The organism is Acinetobacter sp. AS167, assembly GCF_037152175.1.
Classification (GTDB): Bacteria; Pseudomonadota; Gammaproteobacteria; order Pseudomonadales; family Moraxellaceae; genus Acinetobacter.
In genome coordinates this window covers 1-22949 of sequence record NZ_JBBCMP010000012.1, presented here as the reverse complement: position 1 = coordinate 22949, position 22949 = coordinate 1, and the positions used below count along the sequence as shown (strand labels likewise).

The following is a 22949-nucleotide window of genomic DNA, read 5'->3' as shown; positions in this document are numbered from 1 at the left end:
ATCTTTGCGTAGGCGATGCCTCCCTTTTTAGAGATAAAAAGGGACAAAAATCTTCCGTTTAACAGGGCTCTTGCGCTGCAAACAAAGCAGTGCTTTATTTTTGCTCATATACCCCCGCTCAACGGCGACATCCTTGTCGCCCCACGGTAGGATAAGTATCTATGCTTCAAAAGCACAGAAAGTGAATTGATAACCAGCAGTTTCTAAAAGTTTATACAAATACTTAAGTTTCATTTCTGATCAATGACTTGATGCAAATCAATTGTATAAATATTTAGGTGGTTTGGCTATAAATAAGGATAAGCATAGTTAAATGCTTATCCTTTCTTCGCTAGTCAGATCATCAATAGGTATATGCCTAATAGGCAAAACTAAGCATTAATCTAAACAAACCCGCAATTAAAGCCAATGCTGCAAAACCGAAACACCACAACAAAATAAACCATGTTGCAGGGTTGAGTTGTTTGATGTATTTGTTCATCTAAAACTCCTTGATCAATGATAGCCTTCATCACCAATACGGACTTTGTCTCGGAAAACCCAATAAGACAAGAAGGTATAAGCGATAATAATTGGGATCAGAATTGCCGCACCGACCAAGGTAAATTTAAGACTTGATTCTGGTGCAGCGGCTTGCCAAATTGAAACTGAAGGTGGAATGATGTTTGGCCATAAACTAATTACAAATCCAGTAAATGCCAGAAACACCAATGCCAGCGTATAAACAAAAGGTTTGATCTCATGTCGTTGCTTACAGGCATGTAAAATTAAACCAGAAAAGAGTACAACTAAAATAGGCACAGGGCTGAAATAGATAAGGTTTGGTGATGCAAACCAGCGCTGGGCAATTTCAGGATGTGTGATCGGGGTATAGATACTGACGGCAGCAAAAATAATCATTAACGTGATTAACAGCTTTGGCATTAGCGTATACATGATGTCTTGTAAACGCGCTTCCGTTTTTAAAATCAACCAGCCACAACCTAAAGTGGCATACATGACCACAACACCTAAACCAGTGAAAAGTGAAAAAGGGGTAAACCAATCCCATACACCGCCACTATAAATACCCGCAGTGGTTTGAATACCTTGGATATATGCACCAAGGATAACCCCTTGGAAAAAGCTAGATAAGATTGATCCCCAAATAAAGGCTTGATCCCATAAGTATTTGGTTCGAGTTGCTTTAAAGCGGAACTCGAAGGCAACACCACGGAAAATCAATGCGACCACCATAAAGATAATGGGAAGGTATAAAGCAGAGAGTACCGTAGAATAGACCAGCGGAAAGGCTGCAAATAATCCCGCACCGCCAAGCACCATCCATGTTTCGTTACCATCCCAGACAGGGGCGACCGTATTCATCATGACATCACGCTCTTGCCGTTCTGGAATAAATGGAAAGAGAATTCCAATACCTAAATCAAAGCCATCCATCACCACATAAATCAGTACACCTAAACCGATAATGCCGACCCATATTAAAGCGAGATCAATCATGATGTTTCTCCTTATTTTGATCTAGCGGCGCTTGTTGTCCATCGATTGGATCATCCACAGCACTGAGTGGTCGTAATGGGGTTTTAAAATGCCCTAAACCGGTTATTTCATGATCTAAACGCGTTAAAAACTCAGGTCCAGATTTCATGAGTCTGAACATATAATAAATCCCAGCACCAAATACAACGGTATACACCAGTACAAAAATGATCAGACTGAGTCCCACTTGGTCTGCTGTTACTGTATGTGATAACGCATCTTTGGTACGCAACACGCCATAAACCACCCAAGGCTGTCTTCCCACTTCCGTAGTAACCCAACCTGCGAGTAAAGCGATATAACCCGTTGGACCCATCACAATGGCGAATTTATGAAACCATGTAGACTCGTATAGCCGATTCTTTTTGCGTAGCCATAAGGCTGTTAAGGATAGCAATACCATTAACATGCCAAGACCTACCATGACACGGAAACTCCAAAATACGATAGCTACATTTGGGCGATCTTCAGCTGAAAAATCCTTTAATCCAGTAACTTCGCCATCTAATGAGTGGGTTAGAATCAAACTACCTAAATAGGGAATACCGAATTCAGTCGTATTTTTTTCTTGTTGCATGTCTGGTGTTGCAAACAGCAAAAGTGGCATCGCGTGATCACGGTTGGTTTCCCAGTGTCCTTCAATTGCTGCCAATTTCGCAGGTTGGTGTTTCAAGGTGTTTAAACCATGGTTGTCGCCAATAACCACTTGTAAACAAGAGGTTACCAACACCATCCATAAACCCATAGAAAATGATTTTTTAATTAATTCATCACGGCGTCCTTTAAGCAGATGCCAGCCAGCTGTGCCTACAACCAATAATGAGGAAACTAAAAATGCAGCAGTTGCCATATGTGCAAAGCGATAGGGGAATGATGGGTTAAATACAATTGCCCACCAGTCCGTCGGGACAATGATGCCATTTTCAATTGCAAAACCTTGTGGTGTTTGCATCCAACTGTTGGAGGATAAAATCCAGAACATTGAAATACAGGTTCCAATAGCGACCATGAGTGTGGCAAAAAAATGTGCTTTTGCGGTGACTCGGCCCCAACCAAAAAGCATAATTCCTAAGAAGCCAGCTTCTAAGAAAAATGCGCTTAAAACCTCATAGGTGAGTAATGGCCCCGTCACACTCCCTGAGATACGCGAGAACTCACTCCAGTTGGTACCAAACTGGTAGGCCATGACAATGCCTGAAACAACACCCATAGCAAATGCAACAGCAAAAATCTTAATCCAGTATTTGAATAGGTCTTTGTAAACAGGGTTTTGTGTACGCAACCATTTCCATTCCAGCAGTGCAAGGAAACAGGCTAAACCAATAGAGGTTGCAGGGAAAATAATGTGAAAAGACACAGTGAAAGCAAACTGAATTCTTGCCAGTTCTAGTGCAGTTAATCCGAGACTCATTGCATGCCCCATCGTTGCTTGAGGCATTGGATCGCTATAGACCCATGACCGTCATGATTAAGTTTGGAAAAAACAATAGATCGTTCCATAAAAACTACCTACTTAGAAATAATGGTTAGGGTTTGTTGATATTTCATAAATGGCATGCGTTGTCGCAATTATCGCCGACCTTTCAACAGACCCTATGATCTTGCACCATAATTTAGATTGGCTGTAGGTACAGAAAATGAGGAGAAAAAATATAACAGATTTTTAAAAAATGGCTAAACTGTTATATTTTTATCGGCTGCTTTTGTAGCTATTTTTTTTCTTTAATGCACTGCAAACTACGGATATATCACTCAATTTTAAGTTGAAAAAGGTATGTACCGTTAAATTTACCTTGAGTCATGATGAATATACGGATGTAAATAACAGTGTTTTATACAATATCTGAGTTAACCACCATCAAGCGCGCGAGCTACCAAATCAGCTTGATTATAGCGATTTGGGGTTTTGCATATATGTTGCAAAAACTGTTGAATTTACCCATTGCGTCAGGTGTTTTAGGTTTTTTTATATTGCTAATTTTATTGCAAATGCAATGGCTCAATTTGGAAAAGGTGAGTCTAGGTGCAGATATTCTGTTAGGTGAGCTGTTACTGTTTTTTATTCCGCCAGTGGTCGGTGTGATTCAGTATCAGCAATTGCTTTTGATCAGTGGTTGGAAAATATTTCTGGTGATTTTACTCAGTACCGCTTTGGTGATGGCAAGCTCTGTGTTGATGGTGAAAATATTCTTGCAACAGGATGATGTGGAATGACGGAGTTATGGGGGATTTTTTACTTGCTGTGGACGGTACTGTGTTACTTCGTGGCAAAGCACTTATTTGTTTTTACCCAGAAAATATATTTTTCTCCGATTATTGTGGTACCGAGTCTCAGTATTATTTTGATCTTTATATTTCAGCATCGCTTTCAAGACTATTACCTATACACCCAATATTTGGTTGCCATGTTAGGACCAATTACAGTGGCATTTGCGATTCCTGTATTTCGTTATAGAGCGATCGTCAAACAGTATTTTTTCGTTTTAATCTTCAGTTCTAGTGTGTCTATGCTGGTGGGGATCTTAAGTAGCTGGCTATTGGCAAGTATATTCAATTTTGACGAAATTTTGAAAAATAGTCTTTTGGCACGTTCGATTTCTATTCCATTTGCTTTGGAGTTGACTGAAAAGATTGGCGGCTCAATCAGTTTAATTCCCTTGTTTACGGTCATAACAGGCTTAGTGGGGATGTTATTTGGTGATTTTTTACTGTTATGGATGCGTTATAAAAATCGTATTGCACAAGGCGCTGCTTTAGGAAATGCTGCTCATGCGATGGGGATTGCGCGAGCAAGACAACGTCATGAGTTGGAAGGGGTGATTGCCAGTCTATCCATGATTATTTCCGGGGTTATCATGGTGTTATTTGCGCCATTTATGATTTCATTGATTAAACATATTGTTTGATTTCATTTTATTTAGATTGAAAAATAACATTTAAGAATGAAGTCTAGACTGCATTTAAAGACAGTATGCAATGTGTAACGTAAGTGATTTACATCAATATTTATTTTAAACCTCAGTGTGGGATTTTGTGATGGTGCAGATTTTGCGCTACATATTTAATTGTATTTAGCCCTTGTCATATTCTAGAGAGGGTGATTTTATATTAGGATCATCAAAGGGATGATCGAAAGCAACTGCTGGATTTGGAATAGGCTTATGGATGGGTTATCTGAATTTTCTTGGCAAAATATTAAATATAACTTTTACAATACTGGAGAACTGCCAGAGATTGTGCAACGAGATTCACCCATCTTACAGCTTTGGGAAAGTGCGAAAAATTCAGGCTTAAGTCCTTTCTCCAAAATCACTGACTTAGACGAGTTTCCTGTCGCTGACCTTTCACAGGGTGATATAAAATTAGCTGCATTGGCTGAAGGTGTATTAAATGATGTCTGGCGCTTATTTGGGCAACAGGATGTTATCGTTTTCTTAATTAATCATCAGCTTAAAATTATTGCTGAACGTCACAATCCTGATTTAGATGACCAATATCATTATTTATGCACGGGTCGTATTATTGAGCCCTCTGTGTTTGGTGCGATTGCACCGACATGTAGTGTGATGTCTAAACAGCCTATGATCATGACAGGGCATCAACATTATCTAGATGAGTTTTCAAATTATTCTTGTGCATCGGTTCCGATATTCAATGGCTGTGGTGATGTACTCGGTGCTTTAGATATCACTTCACCACAAGGGCTTTTGGCGAGCAATTGGTTGCGTCACTTACTTTACCAAAGTTATATTTTGGAAAATAAGATTATTCAGGCAGCACTACAACCTGATCAACGGGTCCTTTATTTTCAACATTCTAAAGATTTGTTGGACAATGCCTATACGGGCATGATCGTACTGGATCAATCAGGAAAAATCCTCAAAGCCAACCAAATGGCGTTGAAACTGCTGAATTGTTCTATTGAGCAATTGTTGCAGCAACCAATGGATCATTTTTTACTCACTGAGCATTTGAATCCATTAAATTCGAGTGATTGTTTTTTAATTCAGAGTTTTGACCATGCATTTTTTTATGCCCAGCTACGTAGTGTGAATGGGCAGTTGCAGAATAAAACAAGCAAAATCACGACACAGCATTTGCTTGATCAGGCGCTGAAAGCATTAAAAGCCGATATTCCTGTATTGATTACCGGAGAAACCGGCACAGGTAAGGATCATTTTGCTCAGCAGTTACATCAGAAGCTCGATGTAGATTTACCTTTTATTTCGATTAATTGCGGTGCAATACCAGATCATTTGCTTGAAGCAGAATTATTTGGTTATGAAGGCGGCGCTTTTACAGGTGCTAAACGGCAAGGTGAACAAGGTTTAATTGAACTGGCAGATCAAGGCATACTCTTTCTCGATGAGATTGGTGATTTGCCTTTACATTTACAAGTGAAAATTTTAAGAGTGTTACAAGATCAGCAGTTCTATCGGGTTGGAGGACGTAAACCGATCAAGTCAGCATTTAAACTGTTATGTGCAACACATCAGGATTTAAAAAGTAAAATACAACAGCAGTTATTCCGCCGTGATTTATATTATCGTATTTGCGGTTTTCAGGTACATTTACAACCCTTACGCTTACGTCAAGATAAACAGTTCATTTTACATCACGTTCTGGATCAATTTGGTATAGCACAATGGTCGAGCCATGTAGAACAACAATTCAATAGGCACACATGGGAAGGAAATATTCGTGAATTAATTCATGTGGTGAAGCTATCCGCAGCATTTAAAGACAGTGAAATTTTAAATCATTTATATTTACCTGAAGCTGATTTGGCGATTCAGGAGCAAAGTAAGCAACTGATATTAGATGAAAATAAAAACTTAAATAGCTTGACCAAGCAAATGATTGTGCAGGTGTTACAAGAAGAAAATGGCAATATCGCAAGGACAGCGAAACGCCTAAACATTTCAAGAACAACGATATATAAATATATTGGTAATTAATTGTAATTTTTTATTCAGCCCTCTAATGCATTTTTTATAGATTCAGCTGAAATACAGCCTGAAAAATTCAAGACGCTCTATCCTTTACTTGTCGATGTAAGTTTTTTCTATTAATTAATAGTCTTATAATTAATAGAATGAAAAGGACTAAAGTTATTAATAAATATGTATTCCCTTGGAATATATGAGAATTATATCCTTATATAAATAAACGTTGGTAAAAGCTCTTGTTGTGTATAACCAATTGAAGATTTTTCAAAAAAGTAACTTAAAATTAAAGAATATAGACCTGTAAAGACAAAAAAAGAGAGAACTTTATTAATTTTATCTTTTATAAAAAAATAGAATTTAAGCTTAAAGATATAATTAATATTGAAAAAACAGCAGAATAAACGTTAATCCAGTATTCATAATTTTCCACGACTTCACCATACTAAAGCTTTTTTTATAAATTCAGTTGAAAGAGAGCCTGAAAAATTCAAGATGATCAATCCTTTACTTGTCCATGTGGGTTTTTCTATTAATTAATAGTCTTATAATTAATAGAATGAAAAGGACTAAAGTTATTAATAAATATGTATTCCCTTGGAATATATGAGAATTATATCCTTTATAAATAAACGTTGGTAAAAGTTCTTGTTGTGTATAACCAATTGAAGATTTTTCAAAAAAGTAACTTAAAATTAAAGAATATACACCTGTAAAGACAAAAAAAGAGAGTACTTTATTAATTTTATCTTTTATAAAGAAAATAGAGTTAAGACTTAATGAAGCGATGAATAATGTGAGAATTACAGAATAAACAGTAATATAATAATCGTAACTTTCCATTTAGCCTCCCTATTGTTTTTTGTTAGGTTAAATATTCTTTCTTCTGTTATAGATTAATCGTCCAATTAAGATGATTAAGGCAATTAAAGAGATACCAAATGGAATCATTCCAGAAAAAATATTTTTATCTGTTCCTTTAAAAATAAAAGTCAATAATGGCTCTTGTTCCATCAAACCTATATAGGAAATAGCAAAGACTCTATTTATGATACGAGTGATAATTGCAGTACAGATCAAGATTGAGAGAAATCTATTGATTTTATCTTTAATAAAAAAGGTAAAATTAATTGACAGAGATATAACTAATATAGAAAAAATAATGCCATAAACATTAATCCAATATTGAACTTCTGATAGTTCTAAACCTAACATTTATCCACCTAATGCTTCCTTTATAGTATTTGCAGTGATACGCCCCGAATTTGTTACAGTTTTAACTGCTTTACCTCTGTAATAGATAATTCGAGAACCATGTCGATAATCTTGCTTTGAGGCTGTAGTTGTGCCATCAATATTTGGATTAGCCGATGTAGCATGTGCTATAACAACACCTTGTTTTTTCCCAGCCTTATATAGCTGGGATGATAGCTCAGAAGCAAAGCAATCGTCGCCACGACCTGTATTACAGCCATGAATTTCAATTTTAGACTGCTCTGTAAATACGTTAAGTTTTAGGCTCGAAATAGCAGCTTGATTTTTAATTCGATTACCACCAAAGTCATAGCCTCGCCAAATAGCCATCATTACAGTTTTATAAATATTGGCCGCTAACTTCCCCTTGAATACCCCTTCGCGAGTTATCGTCTTATCTAAAGATGCGCCTAGAATATAGTAAAGTCCATCAGAATCGCCATGACAAAACAGATCAAGAGATTGAACAGTATTATTTTCTTGAGTTTCTAATGCACTAATCACCGACCTAGAACCATTATTTATAAAAAAGCTTTTGACAGGTAAATCATTTTTATAATCTTTAATTACGTTTTTAGATGCATGTAAAAATGCTGAATTATCACTTGATTTCCTTGATCCACCATAAATAATAAGGCGGGTAGGTGATTTTAATTTTACAATTTCTACTTTTGCAATTTTAGTTGTTGTAGTCTGATGTTGATCTACCATGAATCAGCCTCAAAAAGTTTAATTTCAATATCTTCTGCTTTTTCTGTAAATTCTAGTTTTTCTGTCATGCCATTTTCATCAGTGACACCTTCAATAGTACGACCATCAGCATAGGTAACAATGTATTTTACATTGCTATAGGGTTGATTATTTGAATTATTTACTAACTGATATTGACCTGAATATAGAGTTAAGCCTTGAGCTAAAAAGCTTGATGAGTTTGTATTCTTACTATAGTTTTCCCCTTGACTTGTTCCAACAACATGATCTTGTTTAGGTAAAATTTTAGCTCCACAACTTAATAGATCGTCAACGTAAGCGACTGGTTTTCCGTCCATAATAATATGGTTATGACTCGGTTGTATTGTCGACCAACATTTACACTTAGGACAAAAGTGACCATCCCCTGCACGTAGAAATAGATTTCCCATTTGAGATGTTCGCTGTTGAGTTGCTTGAATGATTCCTCCATGATTTGTCATAGAGTTATGGATTGCAAAACCTTTAGCCATGATTAACACCTTCTTGGCACAAAAAGCCTTCAGGAGCCTTATCACCGATAAAGATATTTATAACTACAGAGTTGTTAGGGCCATCGATAATCTCATCACCATTCTCTAAGTAGCTTCCTACCAATGCACTCGCTTTAACTAATCCACCATTTTTGCTTTTAGCTCCATTTACCGCAAGGTAATAGATCTTTTTAGGCCTATGCCGAAAATAATGCTGTTCTGCTTTTATTGTTTGCTTTATGTCTTGTTGAGACATCTGTTTTAACTGTTCAATTGGTAATTCATGTAAAAATTTAGGTTTCGTCATACTGAGTCCAATTATTGTTATTGAATGAAGAACATAGAGATTAAAACATAAAACCTTATATTAATATAAACTTAATTGAATTTTTAATTATATTTAATAATTTGGATATATTTACTCAAATTCATGGCAGTCTTCGTTATAGCTTTCATGTTCTGATCTTACGATTTATTAAAATAGTAAATTTAAGGATTAGTCATATATTATGTTTTTAATAACTTATATTTTAATTTTTGTCTTATTAACATAATTTCGCTTTATCGTTCACGGCCAGTTCAACAAACGCCATATTTAATTGTTTAGAGAATATTTCATCTACTCGTCAACATCGCTAACCCTCATCCTTGTTTTAGGCTTCCAGTGATTGTCCATTGATTGGACAGTGTATTCTCAATGCTGTCCATTTATTGGACATTGGAAAGGTAACATTATTTTAAGTATATGATTATTAATTATAAAAATATTGGCACGCTAACTGCAAATATTCTATGGCTCATATTTGATTAAAACAAATCTATCAATCGATTTATTAAGTGTAGTAGATGGTCGATTCGTCATGGATAAATCGATTGATTTTTGATTCAAAATTTAAACAAGTGCAATGAGTAGTGAAAAGGATGCTTGAAACTAAAGGGAACAGATGATGTGTTTTAGCAATAAAAATAGCCTGCTTCTTATGTTGAGTGGCATGTTTGTACAGTATAGCCATGCGATTGACGTAAACGTGGGGGATTATACCGCGTTGCCAAAAGGCACCAATGCAGGTGTGTTCTATTATCAACATAGTCAAATGGAGGGTTATTACCAAAATGGTGAAAAAACCAGAGCTGAATCTAAATCGGATATCGGTATCGCGCGCTTAATTCATTACACCGACATCGCTGGTTTACGTGCAACGCCTCAAATAATTTTACCGTTTGGAACAGTACGGCATACGCAAATTGGCGATACTGATTTAAACAATGCCTCAGGTTTTGCAGATCCAGTAATTGCTTCTGCATTTTGGCTAATTAATCAACCTGAACAAGGTTCATCGGGTCGTTATCTGGCATTTACCCCATTTATTTATCTGCCAGTTGGGCAATATGATCGAAATGATGCGGTGAATTTAGGCGAAAATCGATTTAAGTATGATCTTCAACTGGCATGGGTACAGCCACTATATGGCAAGCTTGCTTTTGAACTTTATCAAGATGTGATTTGGTATGGAGACAACGATGAAGCGGGAAAGGGCGATCAAACACTTTCACAAGCGACCAGCTATCAAACTCAATTTAACTTACGTTATGACTTGAATTCTAAACAGAGAATCGCCCTCGGTTATGCCGCAAATTATGGGGGTGAACAACAATTGGATGGAATCAAACTGGATCAGAACATGGAAAAGCAACAAGTGCGATTGGAGTTTCAGCAAATGCTGAATGCAAAAACTCAATTAAGTGCGCAGTTGCTTTCAGACACACGAACGGAAAGCGGATTTAGGAAGGATTACGGTCTGAATTTTCGTGTTTTTTACATTTTTTAATTTAAAGCAGGTGTAAAACATTGATTGCGTCATTTTTACAAGGATGCAGTTAGAACAGTAAAGCAATTGTCTAAATAAATTTTGAAGAGGTCATCATGTCTATATTCACAAAACAGCTTTGGGATAAAAAATTATTTAACGGTTCATGGCAGTCTGCCCAAGATAGCTACAGTGTGATTGAGGTTGCAACAGGTCAAGTGCTTGGTGAAATCGGTTATGCGACTGCCGCTGATGTGGTGAGTGCTGCACAACAAGCCAAAGCCGCCCAACAACAATGGTGGGCTTTAAACTATCAAGAGCGTCAGGCAGTGTTTGAGCGAGCTACTGTTTTACTGACAGAAAATCAAGCGGAAGTGATTGAGTGGCTGGTTAAGGAAAGTGGCTCGTTACAACTGAAAGCGGGCTTTGAAGTAAGCATAGCGATTCAAGTGCTTAAGCATTGTATCGCGTCACCTGCAACTGAACAGGGCACATTATTACCTACGCAAAATGGCAAATTAAGTATAGCGAAACGCTTGCCCTTAGGTGTTGTTGGGGTCATTTCTCCATTTAACTTTCCACTGTACTTAGCTTTACGTGCTGTGGCTCCTGCTTTGGCCTTTGGTAATGCGGTGGTGTTAAAACCTGATGAGCGTACAGCAGTGTGCAGTGGCTATGTGATTGCACGGATTTTTGAACTTGCAGGATTGCCCAAGGGACTACTACATGTATTGCCAGGTGGGGCAGAAGTTGGTGAAGCACTGACTTTGGATAAAAATATTGCCAGTATTCAATTTACAGGATCAACTCAAGTTGGACGGATTGTAGGGGCGAATGCGGCAAAGACCTTAAAGAAAGTTTCCCTAGAACTGGGTGGCAAGAACTCATTGATTATTTTGGATGATGCGGATATTGAGTTGGCTGCAGAAAATATTGCATGGGGTGCATTTTTACATTCGGGGCAAATTTGTATGACCTCAGGTAAGATTTTGATTCACCAAAAAATTTATCAACAGGTCAAACAGCGTGTAATTGAAAAAGTGCAGAATTTTGTGGTGGGGAATCCTTGTGACAAGAATGTCACCATTGGGCCATTGATCAATGCCAAACAAGCACAACGTGTAGAACAATTGGTCAGTGCTGCGGTTAATGAAGGCGCAACATTGGAAATCGGTGGACATGCCGATGGGGTATTTTTTCAACCGACTGTACTGACCGATGTGACTGCAAATAATCCGATTTTTAGTGAGGAGATTTTTGGTCCTGTTGCGGTGTTGATCCCGTTTAGCTCAGATGAACAGGTCATTGAATTAGCCAATGATGGCGATTATGGGCTTTCAGCAGGCATTATTACCTCCAATGTAGGACGTGGTATGCAACTCGGAGCGAAGCTTAAAGTGGGCTTGCTACATATCAACGATCAAACCGTAAATGATGAAACGGTCAATCCATTTGGTGGTTTTGGTTCATCAGGTAATGGTACGCGTATTGGCGGCCCTGCCAATGCCGATGAATTTACCCAGTGGCAATGGATTACTGTACAGGCTCAAGCGCCACATTATCCTTTTTAAACAATTAAATAAATTATTACAGGACGTTAAACCATGAGTGAATTAAAAGATATTATTGCCGCAGTGACCCCATGTAAAGGTGCTGACTTTGAGCTGCAAACTTTAAAAATACGTCAGCCTCAAGATGATGAAGTATTGGTAAAAGTAGTTGCTACAGGAATGTGTCACACCGATTTGATTGTACGTGATCAATATTACCCGGTTCCGCTGCCTGCTGTTCTTGGACATGAAGGGTCAGGAATTATCGAGGCGATCGGTCCTAATGTAACCGAGCTTCAAGTGGGCGATCATGTGGTTTTAAGTTACGGGTATTGTGGAAAATGTAGCCAATGTAATACTGGAAATCCTGCCTATTGTTCAGAGTTTTTGGACGAAATTTTAGTGGGGCAGATTCAGAAGGGAATCATGCACTTTGTACCCATGATCATGGCGTGGTTAATGATCATTTTTTTGCCCAATCCTCCTTTGCAACCTATGCTTTAAGCCGTGAAAATAACACGGTTAAAGTGACCAAAGATGTACCAATCGAACTATTAGGACCATTAGGTTGTGGCATTCAAACAGGTGCGGGTGCATGTATAAATGCTTTAAAAGTGACACCCGCCAGTAGTTTTGTGACTTGGGGTGCTGGCGCTGTTGGTCTGAGTGCTTTACTTGCGGCAAAAGTGTGTGGCGCTTCGATCATTATCGCTGTTGATATTGTTGAATCTCGTTTGGAGCTGGCAAAAAAATTGGGTGCAACCCATGTGATCAATAGTAAAACTCAAGATCCTGTGGCGGTGATTAAAGAGATTACCGATGGTGGAGCCAACTTTGCATTGGAATCTACTGGGCGACCTGAGATATTAAAACAAGGTGTTGATGCGCTGGGGATTTTAGGTAAAATCGCCGTAGTAGGTGCACCTCAATTAGGCACGACTGCACAATTTGATGTAAATGATCTGTTATTGGGTGGGAAAACTATTTTAGGTGTCGTTGAGGGGAGTGGTTCGCCCAAGAAATTTATCCCTGAGTTAGTCCGTCTATATCAACAAGGGAAATTTCCATTTGACCAACTTGTAAAATTCTATGCATTTGATGAAATCAATCAAGCTGCGATAGATAGTCATAAGGGTATTACACTCAAACCGATTATTAAAATTGCATAATGTTGCATGGCATGCTCATTGATGAGCATGCCATTTTGCTGAATTTTGAAAGCAATAATGACTAATTAAGCTTTACTATTAAATTTGATTATCGAATAAACGTATTCAAAACAGCAGTTAAAAAAGATTTAGAGATCACATGATTGAAACGGTCTGTATGAACCATACCTGTAAATTTAAAGAGAGTTTTATTGCACATTAATCTATAGCTCTTTTTATCTAGTGCATCAAATTGTTTTATATTACATATTTAAAGCGAGATTAATTAGTTTAAAAAATTTATTAGCATTAATTTTTAAAATAAAAATAAATTACACCTCTGAAATATCTTCGTTGAGGAAAATCAAATAATTTGAAAACATAAATTTATAGAACTGTCGTAATATGTCAATGAATTATCGGGGAAATGTCAATACTCAAATTTTTAGATTCTATATTTTAGGAAAAGTTAGGAATATTTGTTAGTTAAAAAATGGAAAATTTTTTACAATCTATTGAAATGAATAGAATTAACTGATCTAAAAACTAAAGAATCTATAGAAATTGATAGATGAGATTGAAAAGGAGAGGAATACAAAGATAAATATTTTTTTAGAAAAAACTAGAAATACAATCCTCAATTAATCTGTATTCATTCAGTGAATTAATCTAACTAATGGGATCATTGATAATAAATAATTTTAAGTTTTATCCAATATTTAGATAAATAATTTTTTGTAATCTAGCCATAGTTTAAGGAGTAAAGTATGACAGCCAAAATTACACGACGAGAACTTATTCAAAAAAGCCTATTCGGTTTTGGTGCACTGTCTTTATCTGCGGGTTTTACGGGATGTAATGACAGTTCAGATCGAGAATCAACAACACTACAAGTCAATTTTGAACATGGGGTTGCCAGTGGAGACCCTTTACAAGATCGCGTGATTTTATGGACACGCTTGACGCCCAATGATAGCAGCGCACGTTTGCAAGTGACTTGGGAAATTGCTTTAGATGATCAATTCAAGCAAATCATTAAAACAGACAAAGTCACCACAGCAAAAGCACAAGACTTCACGGTGAAAGTTGATGCCACAAACTTAAAACCAGATCAACGCTATTTCTATCGTTTTAGCTTTGGCAATAAAGTTTCACCAGTTGGACAAACCAAAACGCTACCAATCAACCCCAGCAAAGTCAGTTTTGCGGTATGTTCTTGCGCGAACTATCCAGCAGGGTATTTCTATGTTTATCGTGAAATGGCCAAGCAAGATGTTGATGTGGTAATTCATTTGGGTGACTATATTTATGAATATGGTCAAGGTGGTTATGCAACAGAAGATGCAGTGAAGTTGGGACGTACTTTGGCTGCGGACAATAATCAAGAAATTATCAAGTTAGATGATTATCGCAAACGCTATGCGTTATATCGTAAAGACAAAGATTTACAAACATTGCATCACCGTCATCCATTTATTGTGATTTGGGATGATCACGAGCTGGCAAATGATACATGGCGAGAAGGCGCTGAAAATCACCAAGCCAATGAAGGGGCTTTCTTCGATCGTAAACTTGCTGCATTACAAGCATACTTTGAATGGATGCCGATTCGTCCTATTTCCGCAAATGATCATCTCAATATTTATCGCCAGTTTGACTTTGGTTCACTGGTGCAATTGACCATGTTAGATACCCGTATCCTTGCCAGAGATAAGCAACTGGAATATACCGATTATATCACCGCTTCTGGTATGGATTTTCAACGTTTTCAGACTGACTTAACCAATCAGAATCGAACCTTGATGGGGTATACCCAACGTGAATGGTTACAGCAAAAGTTGGCTCAATCCAAGGCAACGTGGAATGTATTGGGTCAGCAAGTGTTGATGGGTAAGATATTAATCCCTGCTGAATTACTGGTACCGTTGAGTGCAGTTCTGAGTGGAAACGCAACTCAAGAGGTTTTAAATCAAATCAATACGATGATCATGGAGTTAGTGCAACTGAAAATGCGTGTGCTACAGGGCGATCCAACATTGACAGCAATTGAAAAGGCACGTTTAACCACTGTCGCACCTTATAATTTAGATGCTTGGGATGGTTATTATGCTGAACGTGAAATTCTGTATGGTACCTTAAAAGCATTGAACAAGAAGGTCGTAGTGCTGGCAGGTGATACCCATAATGCATGGTCATCAGAGTTGTATAGTCAGGCGGGTGATTTTGTCGGTGTTGAGCTGGCGACAAGTTCAGTGTCATCGCCGGGAATTGAAAAGTATCTCAATATTCCAGTGGAACAGTTACAGCAGTTTGAAATGGCGTTTACCACACTGATTGATGAATTGGATTATACCAACCTAAATCAACGTGGTTATCTGAATGTCAGCTTTACTGCAACGCAGGTTCAAGCGGACTGGATCTATGTCGATACCATTAAAGAGCCGCAATATACTGTGGATACAAAACGTGGGCATCAAGTGGTGTTGAATAATCAATTGGTCAATGCCCGCTCGATTAAGAAAACTGCTTAACAAAAGACTATTTAATTTTATATCGCCTGACTACTGAAGAAGATTTTGATGCTATTGCTATCGCATCATTTCTTTAGTAGTACATGGCTAAACTGTCTTTGTACACATAATGATTGAAATAACACAAGAATATCAGGAGTAAAAAACCATGGCTGGATTATCGATTTGGCACGTACTTATTTTTGCAATTGTGGTGATCTTACTTTTTGGCACATCTAAATTAAAAAATTTAGGTAAAGATGTCGGTGGTGCGGTGAAGGATTTTAAAAAATCAATTCAAGATGATGAAACAACCACTGCTGCACTGAATGAACCAAGAACACAGGAACATCAAAATAGCAATGCTGATGTGAACTCTACGGTAAAGCACTAAAACTGGAGAACTAACACATGCTTGATGTCGGATTTTCTGAATTATTGGTTTTTGGGATTATTGCGCTGTTGGTGTTAGGACCTGATAAACTCCCTGAAGCTGCGCGTTTTGTTGCGAAATGGTACAGTAAATTGAAACGTCTCATCAGCAATGTTCAGAACGATATTGACCGTGAATTACGCTTATCTGAATTGCGCGAACAGATGCAGAATGAGATGCAGCGTATTCAAGAGTTAGAGCAAAAAATGCAGGCGCAGATGCATGAGCTACAGCAATTATCGGCTATGCCTGAAGATACTATACAGCAAGAGCAAGCGCCAGCACGATTAGAGAAACAGCAATTAGTGCAACCGCAATTAAAAGAACAGCAAATAGCCCAGCTGAGAGTGAAGCAGATTTATCAACCTGTCTCACGTGCTATTCCTACTGTCTATTTGCCAAGTATTTGGCTAAAACAAGCTAAATCTAATGATGACAAACTCAGCATTGTTCCTGTTCATTCCAAATCAATATCGCAATTGAAGGTGGCCGTATGACCTCAATGATACCGCAGCTACAAGAGCAAGCTTCTGAAGAAGCGACTCAGCTTGAAGCAATGCCGATCACCCGACATTTGATGGTGTTGCGTCAGCATCTGTTTAAAATTATCGGGGTATTGATTGTGCTTTTTTTCTGTTTGTTGCCATTTGCAAACAGAACTTATTCAATGTTATCTGAACCACTACGTGCCCAATTACCTGCCAGTTCGACTATGATTGCTACAGATGTAACTGCAACATTTATGGCACCTTTTAAACTGAATTTCTTTATTGCGCTGATGCTGGCGATGCCTTTTATTATTTATCAGATTTGGGCATTCATTAAACCTGCGTTGTATGAAAAAGAAAAGAGTCTGGCATTCCCATTGTTATTGAGCAGTATTTGCTTGTTTTATTCAGGGATTGCCTTTGCCTATTTTATTGCCTTGCCTTCGATTCTGCATTTTTTTATCAGTGTTTCACCTGATACCGTTGCGCCAATGACGGACATTAACAGTTACTTAAGTTTTTGTTTAAAACTCTTTTTGGTGTTTGGGGTCACTTTTGAAATTCCAATTATTACACTGGTACTGATTTTAATCGGTTTGGTCAGCACTCAAACATTGGTGGAAAAAAGACGCTTTATTATTGTGGGCTGTTTTTTTATTGCGATGTTTGTCACACCACCAGATGCTATTTCGATGATCATGTTGGCAATTCCAATGTGGATGTTGTTTGAATTGGGATTGGTATTTGGCAAGATGATTGAAAAACGTAAACGTGTATAAGTGCTGATTTGTAGCGAAAGTGGTTAAGTGTTGCTTTGTTCTATTCAACCCTTCTTTTTTAAAGCAGGCGAATTCATATTTAAGTGTATAAATTCGACAGATCTCTAGATTTTAACCCATCCTTGTCTCATGGGTGAGTTCGTAATACTGTTCTAAACCCCACATGCGTTGCAGCCAAATCAAACTCTTGCGGATATCGACTACTATTTCGATAACGAGAGCAATAACTCGAAGCGCATAAGAAAGAACCACCTTTAATCACATATTGGGTTGCTGCGATGCTTTGCTGACGCAGATCCGTATAATTTCCCATATGTTGATCATGCGCGCCTTGATATACAGAAGAGGTCCACTCCCAGACATTCCCAATCATATCGAACAATTGGAACGCATTGGCAGGATAGCAGCCGACAGGTGCCACACCTGCAAAATGGTCTTCAACAGAATTATGCAGTGGAAATTCACCTTGCCAATAATTGGCTTGTGGATGTTGATGGGCATCCTGAGGCGCTTGATGCAGTGGCGTATCGGTTTTTGAGCCCGCCTTTGCAGCATATTCCCATTCTTGTTCGGTAGGTAAATCTCTTCCTAACCAAACTGCGTAATGTTCAGCATCATTTTTGGTCACATAGCGAACAGGTTCAGCAGGGCGTGGAGCTTGACCCGAAGCGCCATTGGGCGTTTTCCAAGTGTAATCAGACTTGAGTTGCCACCACTGATTAGGCTTATTGGCATCTGGTGAAAATACAGCTGCCTGTTTCTGTTGCTCTGCGTCGGTTACATAGCCGGTTGCTTTTACAAAACTACTAAACTGCGCTACAGTCACTTCGGTTTGATCGATCCAGAAACCCTCAACTTGGCGTTGTTTTTGCCCAAAATTAAGTTCATCGGGATAGGCTTTATCGGAGCCGAGCTGAAATGAGCCTTTGGCAATCCAAACCATCCCCGCTGTTGGCTTTTTTTGCCATGCATTAGGTAAACCTGAATAGTGTTCGCATTGCTGCAATGAACCAAGCTGTGCAGAAACTTTGCTGGTTTGTTTGGGAGAATGATGCGAGTCGGGCGTAACCTTATTGCAGCCTGTTACAAGGAACAGGCTGCACAGTGAAATTAAAAGGGGGTTAAACTTCATTGAATGTTGTATTCCTTGACTCCATTTTTTTGGGTATATTTGTTATACACATCAAGCAGTTCTTGTAGTTTTGCTGGGTTATTTTCTGCAATGTTTTGGGTTTCACCACGGTCATTTTTTAAGTTATATAATTCCCAAGTTCCCGTTCCAAGCTCTGCTTTACCTTGCAAAGCAATTTTCCAATCGCCTTGACGCGCATATTTACTGCCATGCAATTCATCAGCAAAACTAAAGTTTACAGGGCGAATCGTCTGCGCTTTATTTTCAAGCACTGATCTCCAAGAGTAACCACTTGGAGTATTAATCTGACGGCCTTTATATTGACCTTGTGGGACGGCAATATTGGCATAATCTAAAACAGTTGGAAAAACATCGAGCACTGAAGCAAAACCATGATAGGTTGCTTGCGCTTTGTTTTGATGAGGAAGTTTAACAATGGCTGGTGCTGTGGTTGCACCTTCACCTGCAGTATCTTTCCATAAGTGGAAAGGCGCAGCACTGACTTCAGCCCAACGCGGACCGACATAATGATAAGAACTGGATGTACCGACATTATTCACCCGATTATCAAAACCTGATTCAGCTCCATAACTACCGCGAATAAAGCCTTCAGCCCCATTATCTGAAACAAAGAAAATTAAAGTATTTTCGTATAAATTATTGCGTTTTAAATACTCAATCACCCGTCCAATATTAGCATCAAGGTTTTCGACCATACCTGCATAGATTTCCATTCTACGTGCTTCTAAGGCTTTTTGCTCAGTGGATAGCTCATTCCATTTGCCATATTTTTGGGGTGCATTTTGTGTTGCAATCGGTTCGGCTGCAGTAAAGTTGGCTGGAATCAGACCAAGTTGTTTTTGACGGGCAATACGACCATTGCGGATCACATCATAACCAGCATCGTAAACGCCACGATAACGGTCACGATATTCAGTTGGGGCTTGTAAGGGCCAATGGGGAGCTGTGTAAGCAGCATAGGCAAAGAATGGTTTGCCTGAATTTTTTCCTGACTCTAAATAGCTAATTAATTTATCGGTGAAATAATTGGTTGAGAAGAAATCATCAGGTAATGCTGAAATTGGAACAACTTGACCATCCTCCGTATAGGTGGCATTCCGTTTGTAGGCACTAGGCGCTTTTTTAAAGTGTAAATCTAGACCTTGTAATAGCGTAAATGAATGATCGAAGCCTTTTACATGTGCGTTGGTTTCAGCGGTTAAACCGAGGTGCCATTTTCCGCTGATATAGGTTCGGTAGCCATTATCTTTGAGCACTTCTGCAATTGAGAGTGAGCGCTCATTTAAGTAGCCCTCATAACCCGGCTGGCCTTTTAAGTGAGCAGGGGTGAGCTCAGCCATAGCCCCAATGCCCGCTAAGTGATGGTCTGTCCCCGAAATTAATTGTGAACGCGTTGGTGAGCAGGTCGGGGCAGTATGGTAGTCCGTTAAAATCCGACCTTCTTTGGTGAGTGCATCAATATTTGGGGTTCGAATTTCACCACCAAATGCTCCCAAGTCTGAATAACCTAAATCATCTGCCATAATAAATAAAATATTTGGTTGTTTTTTGGTTTCAACTACCGTATTTGAGTGATCTGAATCATTATTATTACATGCAGAAATTGAAAGACTGAATAATGCAATAGAAAGTGTTGTGAAAAGGTTTTTATGAGACATACGTGTCGACTGAGTTTTCTAAAAAATTAGGTTAAGTTTAGAGTGTTAATTTTTAAGCTAAAAATAATTAAAATTTGATTGTTAATCTTAAAAAAAGCAAAGCCTCAAACATTCACCCAAATGAATGTGGAAATTATTTGAAAGAAGATATTTAGTCAGTGGATAATTAAAATAAAAAATAATTTAAAAATTTAAAAGGATGATAATTATCACGTTATACCATGGCGTTAAAAATACTTATATTATGGATGGGAGGACAACGGCTTGTAAACATGTCTTAACTGCGCTTGCTTATTCGTATTGGTGTTAGATGTTTATTACACATGTCGACTCAATTTTGAGGGAAAATAGCTTGAATTGTGGGTGCTTAATAATTGATCAAAAGAATACAGAACTGTCTGTTTTTTTGTTGATGGTGTATTGATTAAATGAATATTAATGTGATAAATTCTACAGAATTAGAGGGGGATCTTTTTTAAGATTCTTGATGCCTTGATCCTATTTCCCTTCCCCAAGGGAAATAGGGGTTTTTAAGATTAGCTAAAAGCAACAGATAAATACGTTTATAAAAGACTGAAAAGTGCTCATCTCAATATGAGCACATATAAATTTTAAGAAATAGTACATATGTATGAATTCTACTTTTTAAGAATCATAAGATGAATCTATAGGTAATTATCTACGATGAAAATTTATGAAATGATATTTCATAAAGGAACTTATGAAAAAACACGCTTATTTTATGCTGAAAATAATAAAGCTTCACGTCAGCATTTCATTGAAAATATGCGTTTAGAGCTTGATCAAGAACTTAATGATTTCATTCTAAATTGTAAATCGAGTTACAAGCATGATTTGTTTGACTTATACAAAAAAGTTCAAAAAGAAAGCCATTTACATTTAGATGTTATGGAAGATGAGTTTATACAGAATTCAAAAGCAACCTTTGACCAATGTATTTGTTTAAGTGTTAAAAGTCATGAGGTGTTTAATATTATAAAATCACTTATTTAAAAAAAGATTAGTTGAAACAGATAATATTAAGAAAAATAATTTATATCATTTGCTTAAAGAAACGTATATTTAGTTGGCTCTATTATAATACAGCCAATTGCTGTTGAGCCAATTCATAGCCTTGGTCTGCGGCTTTTTTTAACCATGCTTTCGCTTTATTGATATCTTGAGGCAGGCTTAAATTTCCATCTAAGTATAGAGTTCCCAATTTAAATTGTGCTGATACATCGCCATTTTTAGCCGCTTTAAGATACTAATAATGTGCAAGATTTTGATCCTATTTGATATTCTTCCCATCTGAATATTCTTCTGATAAATTGTATTGCGCCATCGCATTGTTCTGATTTGCAGATTTGGTTAGCCACTCAATACCTTTACGGGTATTTTGGCGGATACCTGATCCCCATAAATAACTCATTGCCAAACTGAGTTGAGATTCTGAATCACCCGCTTCTGCGGCCTTTTTAAACCAAAAAACACCTTTTTCTTCATCGAAGGATACACCCTAATTGCCATTACTATAAAGCTAACCCACTTGGTATTGTGCTTTTACATCTCCATTGTTGGCTTTTTCGAGTAGCTTTTCAAAACTTTCTGCAAATACAAGTGTAGTGGGGAAAAATATAACTATAATCAGAGGGTATAACCGTTTTTTAATTTTTAGTTTTATCATTTTTCAATCATTTGTGTCTTTTAATCAGTAAAATTAAAGTGAAAAATTAAGTTGTAGTCAACTTAATTTGAGCCAAGACTTATTCTATTTTTCTTTCAAGTTTAGCTCCCTAGGGAACTAAACTTACCTAAATAATGAAAATGAAGAGCTTATATCACTCGACAAATTGGGGTAAAAGACGCTGTTAATACTACACAAAATTATCTAAACACTCGCATGTTTAGTGGTGAGCAGCATTAAAGTATCGTCCTAAGTATCCAGCTTACATATTTGGATAGTTAGGCCCACCACCACCTTCCGGTGTTACCCAAGTGATGTTTTGAGATGGATCTTTGATATCACAGGTCTTACAGTGAACACAGTTCGCAGCATTAATCTGGAAGCGCTTAGAACCATCATCATTTTCCATAATTTCATAAACACCAGCAGGGCAGTAGCGTTGAGCAGGCTCATCCCATTTTGGTAAGTTGACATTGACTGGAATCGAAGCATCGGTCAGCTTTAAGTGAGCTGGCTGATTTTCTTCATGTACAGTATTCGATACAAATACAGAAGATAAACGGTCAAAGGTCAATTTACCGTCTGGCTTTGGATAAGTAGGTTTAAATGTCGCAGCATCTACAGTTTTTAATGCACTAAAGTCAGGTGCAAGGTCATGTAAGGTAAATGGCACTTTAAAGATATTTTGATCGATAAAGTTAAATGCACCACCCATCCATAAACCGAATTTATGCATTGCTGGACCAAAGTTACGTGAACGATGTAACTCTTCT

19 protein-coding genes and 4 pseudogenes are annotated in these 22949 nt (G+C 37.6%); 11 read left to right on the top strand and 12 right to left on the bottom strand.

Translation table 11 applies throughout. The features are described 5' to 3' along the window. Window positions 1-358: 358 nt before the first annotated feature. Genes WFN33_RS16485 through WFN33_RS16475 form a run of 3 tightly spaced genes read right to left on the bottom strand, consistent with a single transcriptional unit; the run spans window position 359 to window position 2950 of the window. On the bottom strand, window positions 359-481 hold the full coding sequence (locus tag WFN33_RS16485; protein WP_004721553.1) for a DUF2474 family protein: 123 nt from the start codon (window positions 479-481) through the stop codon (window positions 359-361). A 14-nt stretch (window positions 482-495) separates the two neighbouring features. Further along, the gene (cydB, locus tag WFN33_RS16480) at window positions 496-1500 is read right to left on the bottom strand and encodes a cytochrome d ubiquinol oxidase subunit II (protein WP_336954086.1); all 1005 of its coding nucleotides are present in this window, start codon (window positions 1498-1500) and stop codon (window positions 496-498) included. After that, window positions 1493-2950 carry a cytochrome ubiquinol oxidase subunit I gene (locus WFN33_RS16475; RefSeq protein ID WP_336954085.1) on the bottom strand — a complete coding sequence of 486 codons (1458 nt, stop codon included), beginning with the start codon at window positions 2948-2950 and terminating at the stop codon, window positions 1493-1495. The genes cydB and WFN33_RS16475 overlap by 8 nt, the downstream gene beginning before the upstream one ends. Before the next feature lie 410 nt (window positions 2951-3360). On the opposite strand from WFN33_RS16475, the gene WFN33_RS16470 reads away from it, so the two are divergent. The 3 genes from WFN33_RS16470 to WFN33_RS16460 all read left to right on the top strand — a co-directional run bounded on the left by WFN33_RS16470 (window position 3361) and on the right by WFN33_RS16460 (window position 6497). Further along, window positions 3361-3753: a CidA/LrgA family protein gene (locus WFN33_RS16470; protein WP_209826421.1), complete on the top strand. Its 393-nt coding sequence runs from the start codon at window positions 3361-3363 to the stop codon at window positions 3751-3753. After that, window positions 3750-4445 (top strand): LrgB family protein, encoded by a 696-nt coding sequence (locus WFN33_RS16465; RefSeq protein ID WP_336954083.1) that lies wholly within the window; start codon window positions 3750-3752, stop codon window positions 4443-4445. The genes WFN33_RS16470 and WFN33_RS16465 overlap by 4 nt, the downstream gene beginning before the upstream one ends. A gap of 255 nt (window positions 4446-4700) precedes the next feature. Continuing rightward, window positions 4701-6497 (top strand): sigma-54-dependent Fis family transcriptional regulator, encoded by a 1797-nt coding sequence (locus tag WFN33_RS16460; RefSeq protein WP_336954082.1) that lies wholly within the window; start codon window positions 4701-4703, stop codon window positions 6495-6497. Window positions 6498-7355: 858 nt separating this feature from the next. Here the strand turns inward: WFN33_RS16460 and WFN33_RS16455 are convergent. Genes WFN33_RS16455 through WFN33_RS16440 form a run of 4 tightly spaced genes read right to left on the bottom strand, consistent with a single transcriptional unit; the run spans window position 7356 to window position 9269 of the window. Next, window positions 7356-7700, bottom strand: coding sequence for a hypothetical protein (locus WFN33_RS16455; RefSeq protein ID WP_336954081.1), 345 nt, complete (start codon window positions 7698-7700; stop codon window positions 7356-7358). Beyond that, complete coding sequence (locus tag WFN33_RS16450; protein ID WP_336954080.1) at window positions 7701-8450, bottom strand: hypothetical protein; 750 nt, start codon at window positions 8448-8450, stop codon at window positions 7701-7703. Beyond that, entirely contained in the window at window positions 8444-8962 is a 519-nt protein-coding gene (locus tag WFN33_RS16445; protein ID WP_004721541.1) for a PAAR domain-containing protein, read from the bottom strand. Before WFN33_RS16445 ends, WFN33_RS16450 begins: the two co-directional genes overlap by 7 nt. Further along, a complete protein-coding gene (locus WFN33_RS16440; RefSeq protein ID WP_336954079.1) occupies window positions 8955-9269 on the bottom strand; it encodes a hypothetical protein in 315 nt (104 codons plus the stop codon). The genes WFN33_RS16445 and WFN33_RS16440 overlap by 8 nt, the downstream gene beginning before the upstream one ends. Window positions 9270-9909: 640 nt before the next feature. On the opposite strand from WFN33_RS16440, the gene WFN33_RS16435 reads away from it, so the two are divergent. The 7 genes and pseudogenes from WFN33_RS16435 to tatC all read left to right on the top strand — a co-directional run bounded on the left by WFN33_RS16435 (window position 9910) and on the right by tatC (window position 17678). Beyond that, entirely contained in the window at window positions 9910-10791 is an 882-nt protein-coding gene (locus tag WFN33_RS16435) for a transporter (protein WP_336954167.1), read from the top strand. A 95-nt stretch (window positions 10792-10886) separates the two neighbouring features. Beyond that, entirely contained in the window at window positions 10887-12341 is a 1455-nt protein-coding gene (locus tag WFN33_RS16430; protein ID WP_336954078.1) for a benzaldehyde dehydrogenase, read from the top strand. Window positions 12342-12374: 33 nt separating this feature from the next. Further along, a pseudogene (locus WFN33_RS16425) lies at window positions 12375-13489 on the top strand (NAD(P)-dependent alcohol dehydrogenase). Window positions 13490-14235: 746 nt separating this feature from the next. Next, window positions 14236-15999: an alkaline phosphatase D family protein gene (locus tag WFN33_RS16420; RefSeq protein ID WP_336954077.1), complete on the top strand. Its 1764-nt coding sequence runs from the start codon at window positions 14236-14238 to the stop codon at window positions 15997-15999. A 148-nt stretch (window positions 16000-16147) separates the two neighbouring features. Then, on the top strand, window positions 16148-16372 hold the full coding sequence (gene tatA, locus WFN33_RS16415; protein ID WP_056512930.1) for a Sec-independent protein translocase subunit TatA: 225 nt from the start codon (window positions 16148-16150) through the stop codon (window positions 16370-16372). Window positions 16373-16389: 17 nt separating this feature from the next. After that, window positions 16390-16639 (top strand): annotated as a pseudogene (gene tatB, locus WFN33_RS20470) (Sec-independent protein translocase protein TatB); the annotation flags it as partial. A gap of 265 nt (window positions 16640-16904) precedes the next feature. After that, window positions 16905-17678 carry a twin-arginine translocase subunit TatC gene (tatC, locus tag WFN33_RS16405; RefSeq protein ID WP_336954075.1) on the top strand — a complete coding sequence of 258 codons (774 nt, stop codon included), beginning with the start codon at window positions 16905-16907 and terminating at the stop codon, window positions 17676-17678. Window positions 17679-17805: 127 nt separating this feature from the next. Here tatC and WFN33_RS16400 read toward each other — a convergent pair whose 3' ends face one another. Both WFN33_RS16400 and WFN33_RS16395 read right to left on the bottom strand, forming a co-directional pair. Further along, window positions 17806-18810: an SUMF1/EgtB/PvdO family nonheme iron enzyme gene (locus WFN33_RS16400; RefSeq protein ID WP_336954074.1), complete on the bottom strand. Its 1005-nt coding sequence runs from the start codon at window positions 18808-18810 to the stop codon at window positions 17806-17808. After that, window positions 18807-20489, bottom strand: a complete 1683-nt coding sequence (locus tag WFN33_RS16395; protein ID WP_336954073.1) for an arylsulfatase — start codon at window positions 20487-20489, stop codon at window positions 18807-18809. The genes WFN33_RS16400 and WFN33_RS16395 overlap by 4 nt, the downstream gene beginning before the upstream one ends. Window positions 20490-21173: 684 nt before the next feature. Here WFN33_RS16395 and WFN33_RS16390 point away from each other — a divergent pair. Further along, a complete protein-coding gene (locus WFN33_RS16390; RefSeq protein WP_336954072.1) occupies window positions 21174-21503 on the top strand; it encodes a hypothetical protein in 330 nt (109 codons plus the stop codon). Window positions 21504-21585: 82 nt separating this feature from the next. Here the strand turns inward: WFN33_RS16390 and WFN33_RS16385 are convergent. The 3 genes and pseudogenes from WFN33_RS16385 to WFN33_RS16375 all read right to left on the bottom strand — a co-directional run. Then, window positions 21586-21714, bottom strand: a pseudogene (locus WFN33_RS16385) (tetratricopeptide repeat protein); the annotation flags it as partial. A 66-nt stretch (window positions 21715-21780) separates the two neighbouring features. Next, window positions 21781-21996: pseudogene (locus WFN33_RS16380) on the bottom strand (tetratricopeptide repeat protein); the annotation flags it as partial. A 442-nt stretch (window positions 21997-22438) separates the two neighbouring features. After that, a partial coding sequence (locus tag WFN33_RS16375) for a 4Fe-4S dicluster domain-containing protein (protein WP_336954071.1) occupies window positions 22439-22949 on the bottom strand: 511 nt, incomplete at its 5' end.

Coding starts and splice junctions, on each gene's coding strand:
- WFN33_RS16485 (WP_004721553.1), bottom strand. CDS start 481: ATGAACAAATACATCAAACAACTCAACCCTGCAACATGGTTTATTTTG.
- cydB (WP_336954086.1), bottom strand. CDS start 1,500: ATGATTGATCTCGCTTTAATATGGGTCGGCATTATCGGTTTAGGTGTA.
- WFN33_RS16475 (WP_336954085.1), bottom strand. CDS start 2,950: ATGAGTCTCGGATTAACTGCACTAGAACTGGCAAGAATTCAGTTTGCT.
- WFN33_RS16465 (WP_336954083.1), top strand. CDS start 3,750: ATGACGGAGTTATGGGGGATTTTTTACTTGCTGTGGACGGTACTGTGT.
- WFN33_RS16460 (WP_336954082.1), top strand. CDS start 4,701: ATGGATGGGTTATCTGAATTTTCTTGGCAAAATATTAAATATAACTTT.
- WFN33_RS16455 (WP_336954081.1), bottom strand. CDS start 7,700: ATGTTAGGTTTAGAACTATCAGAAGTTCAATATTGGATTAATGTTTAT.
- WFN33_RS16450 (WP_336954080.1), bottom strand. CDS start 8,450: ATGGTAGATCAACATCAGACTACAACAACTAAAATTGCAAAAGTAGAA.
- WFN33_RS16445 (WP_004721541.1), bottom strand. CDS start 8,962: ATGGCTAAAGGTTTTGCAATCCATAACTCTATGACAAATCATGGAGGA.
- WFN33_RS16440 (WP_336954079.1), bottom strand. CDS start 9,269: ATGACGAAACCTAAATTTTTACATGAATTACCAATTGAACAGTTAAAA.
- WFN33_RS16435 (WP_336954167.1), top strand. CDS start 9,910: ATGTGTTTTAGCAATAAAAATAGCCTGCTTCTTATGTTGAGTGGCATG.
- WFN33_RS16430 (WP_336954078.1), top strand. CDS start 10,887: ATGTCTATATTCACAAAACAGCTTTGGGATAAAAAATTATTTAACGGT.
- WFN33_RS16420 (WP_336954077.1), top strand. CDS start 14,236: ATGACAGCCAAAATTACACGACGAGAACTTATTCAAAAAAGCCTATTC.
- tatA (WP_056512930.1), top strand. CDS start 16,148: ATGGCTGGATTATCGATTTGGCACGTACTTATTTTTGCAATTGTGGTG.
- tatC (WP_336954075.1), top strand. CDS start 16,905: ATGACCTCAATGATACCGCAGCTACAAGAGCAAGCTTCTGAAGAAGCG.
- WFN33_RS16400 (WP_336954074.1), bottom strand. CDS start 18,810: ATGAAGTTTAACCCCCTTTTAATTTCACTGTGCAGCCTGTTCCTTGTA.
- WFN33_RS16395 (WP_336954073.1), bottom strand. CDS start 20,489: ATGTCTCATAAAAACCTTTTCACAACACTTTCTATTGCATTATTCAGT.
- WFN33_RS16390 (WP_336954072.1), top strand. CDS start 21,174: ATGAAAATTTATGAAATGATATTTCATAAAGGAACTTATGAAAAAACA.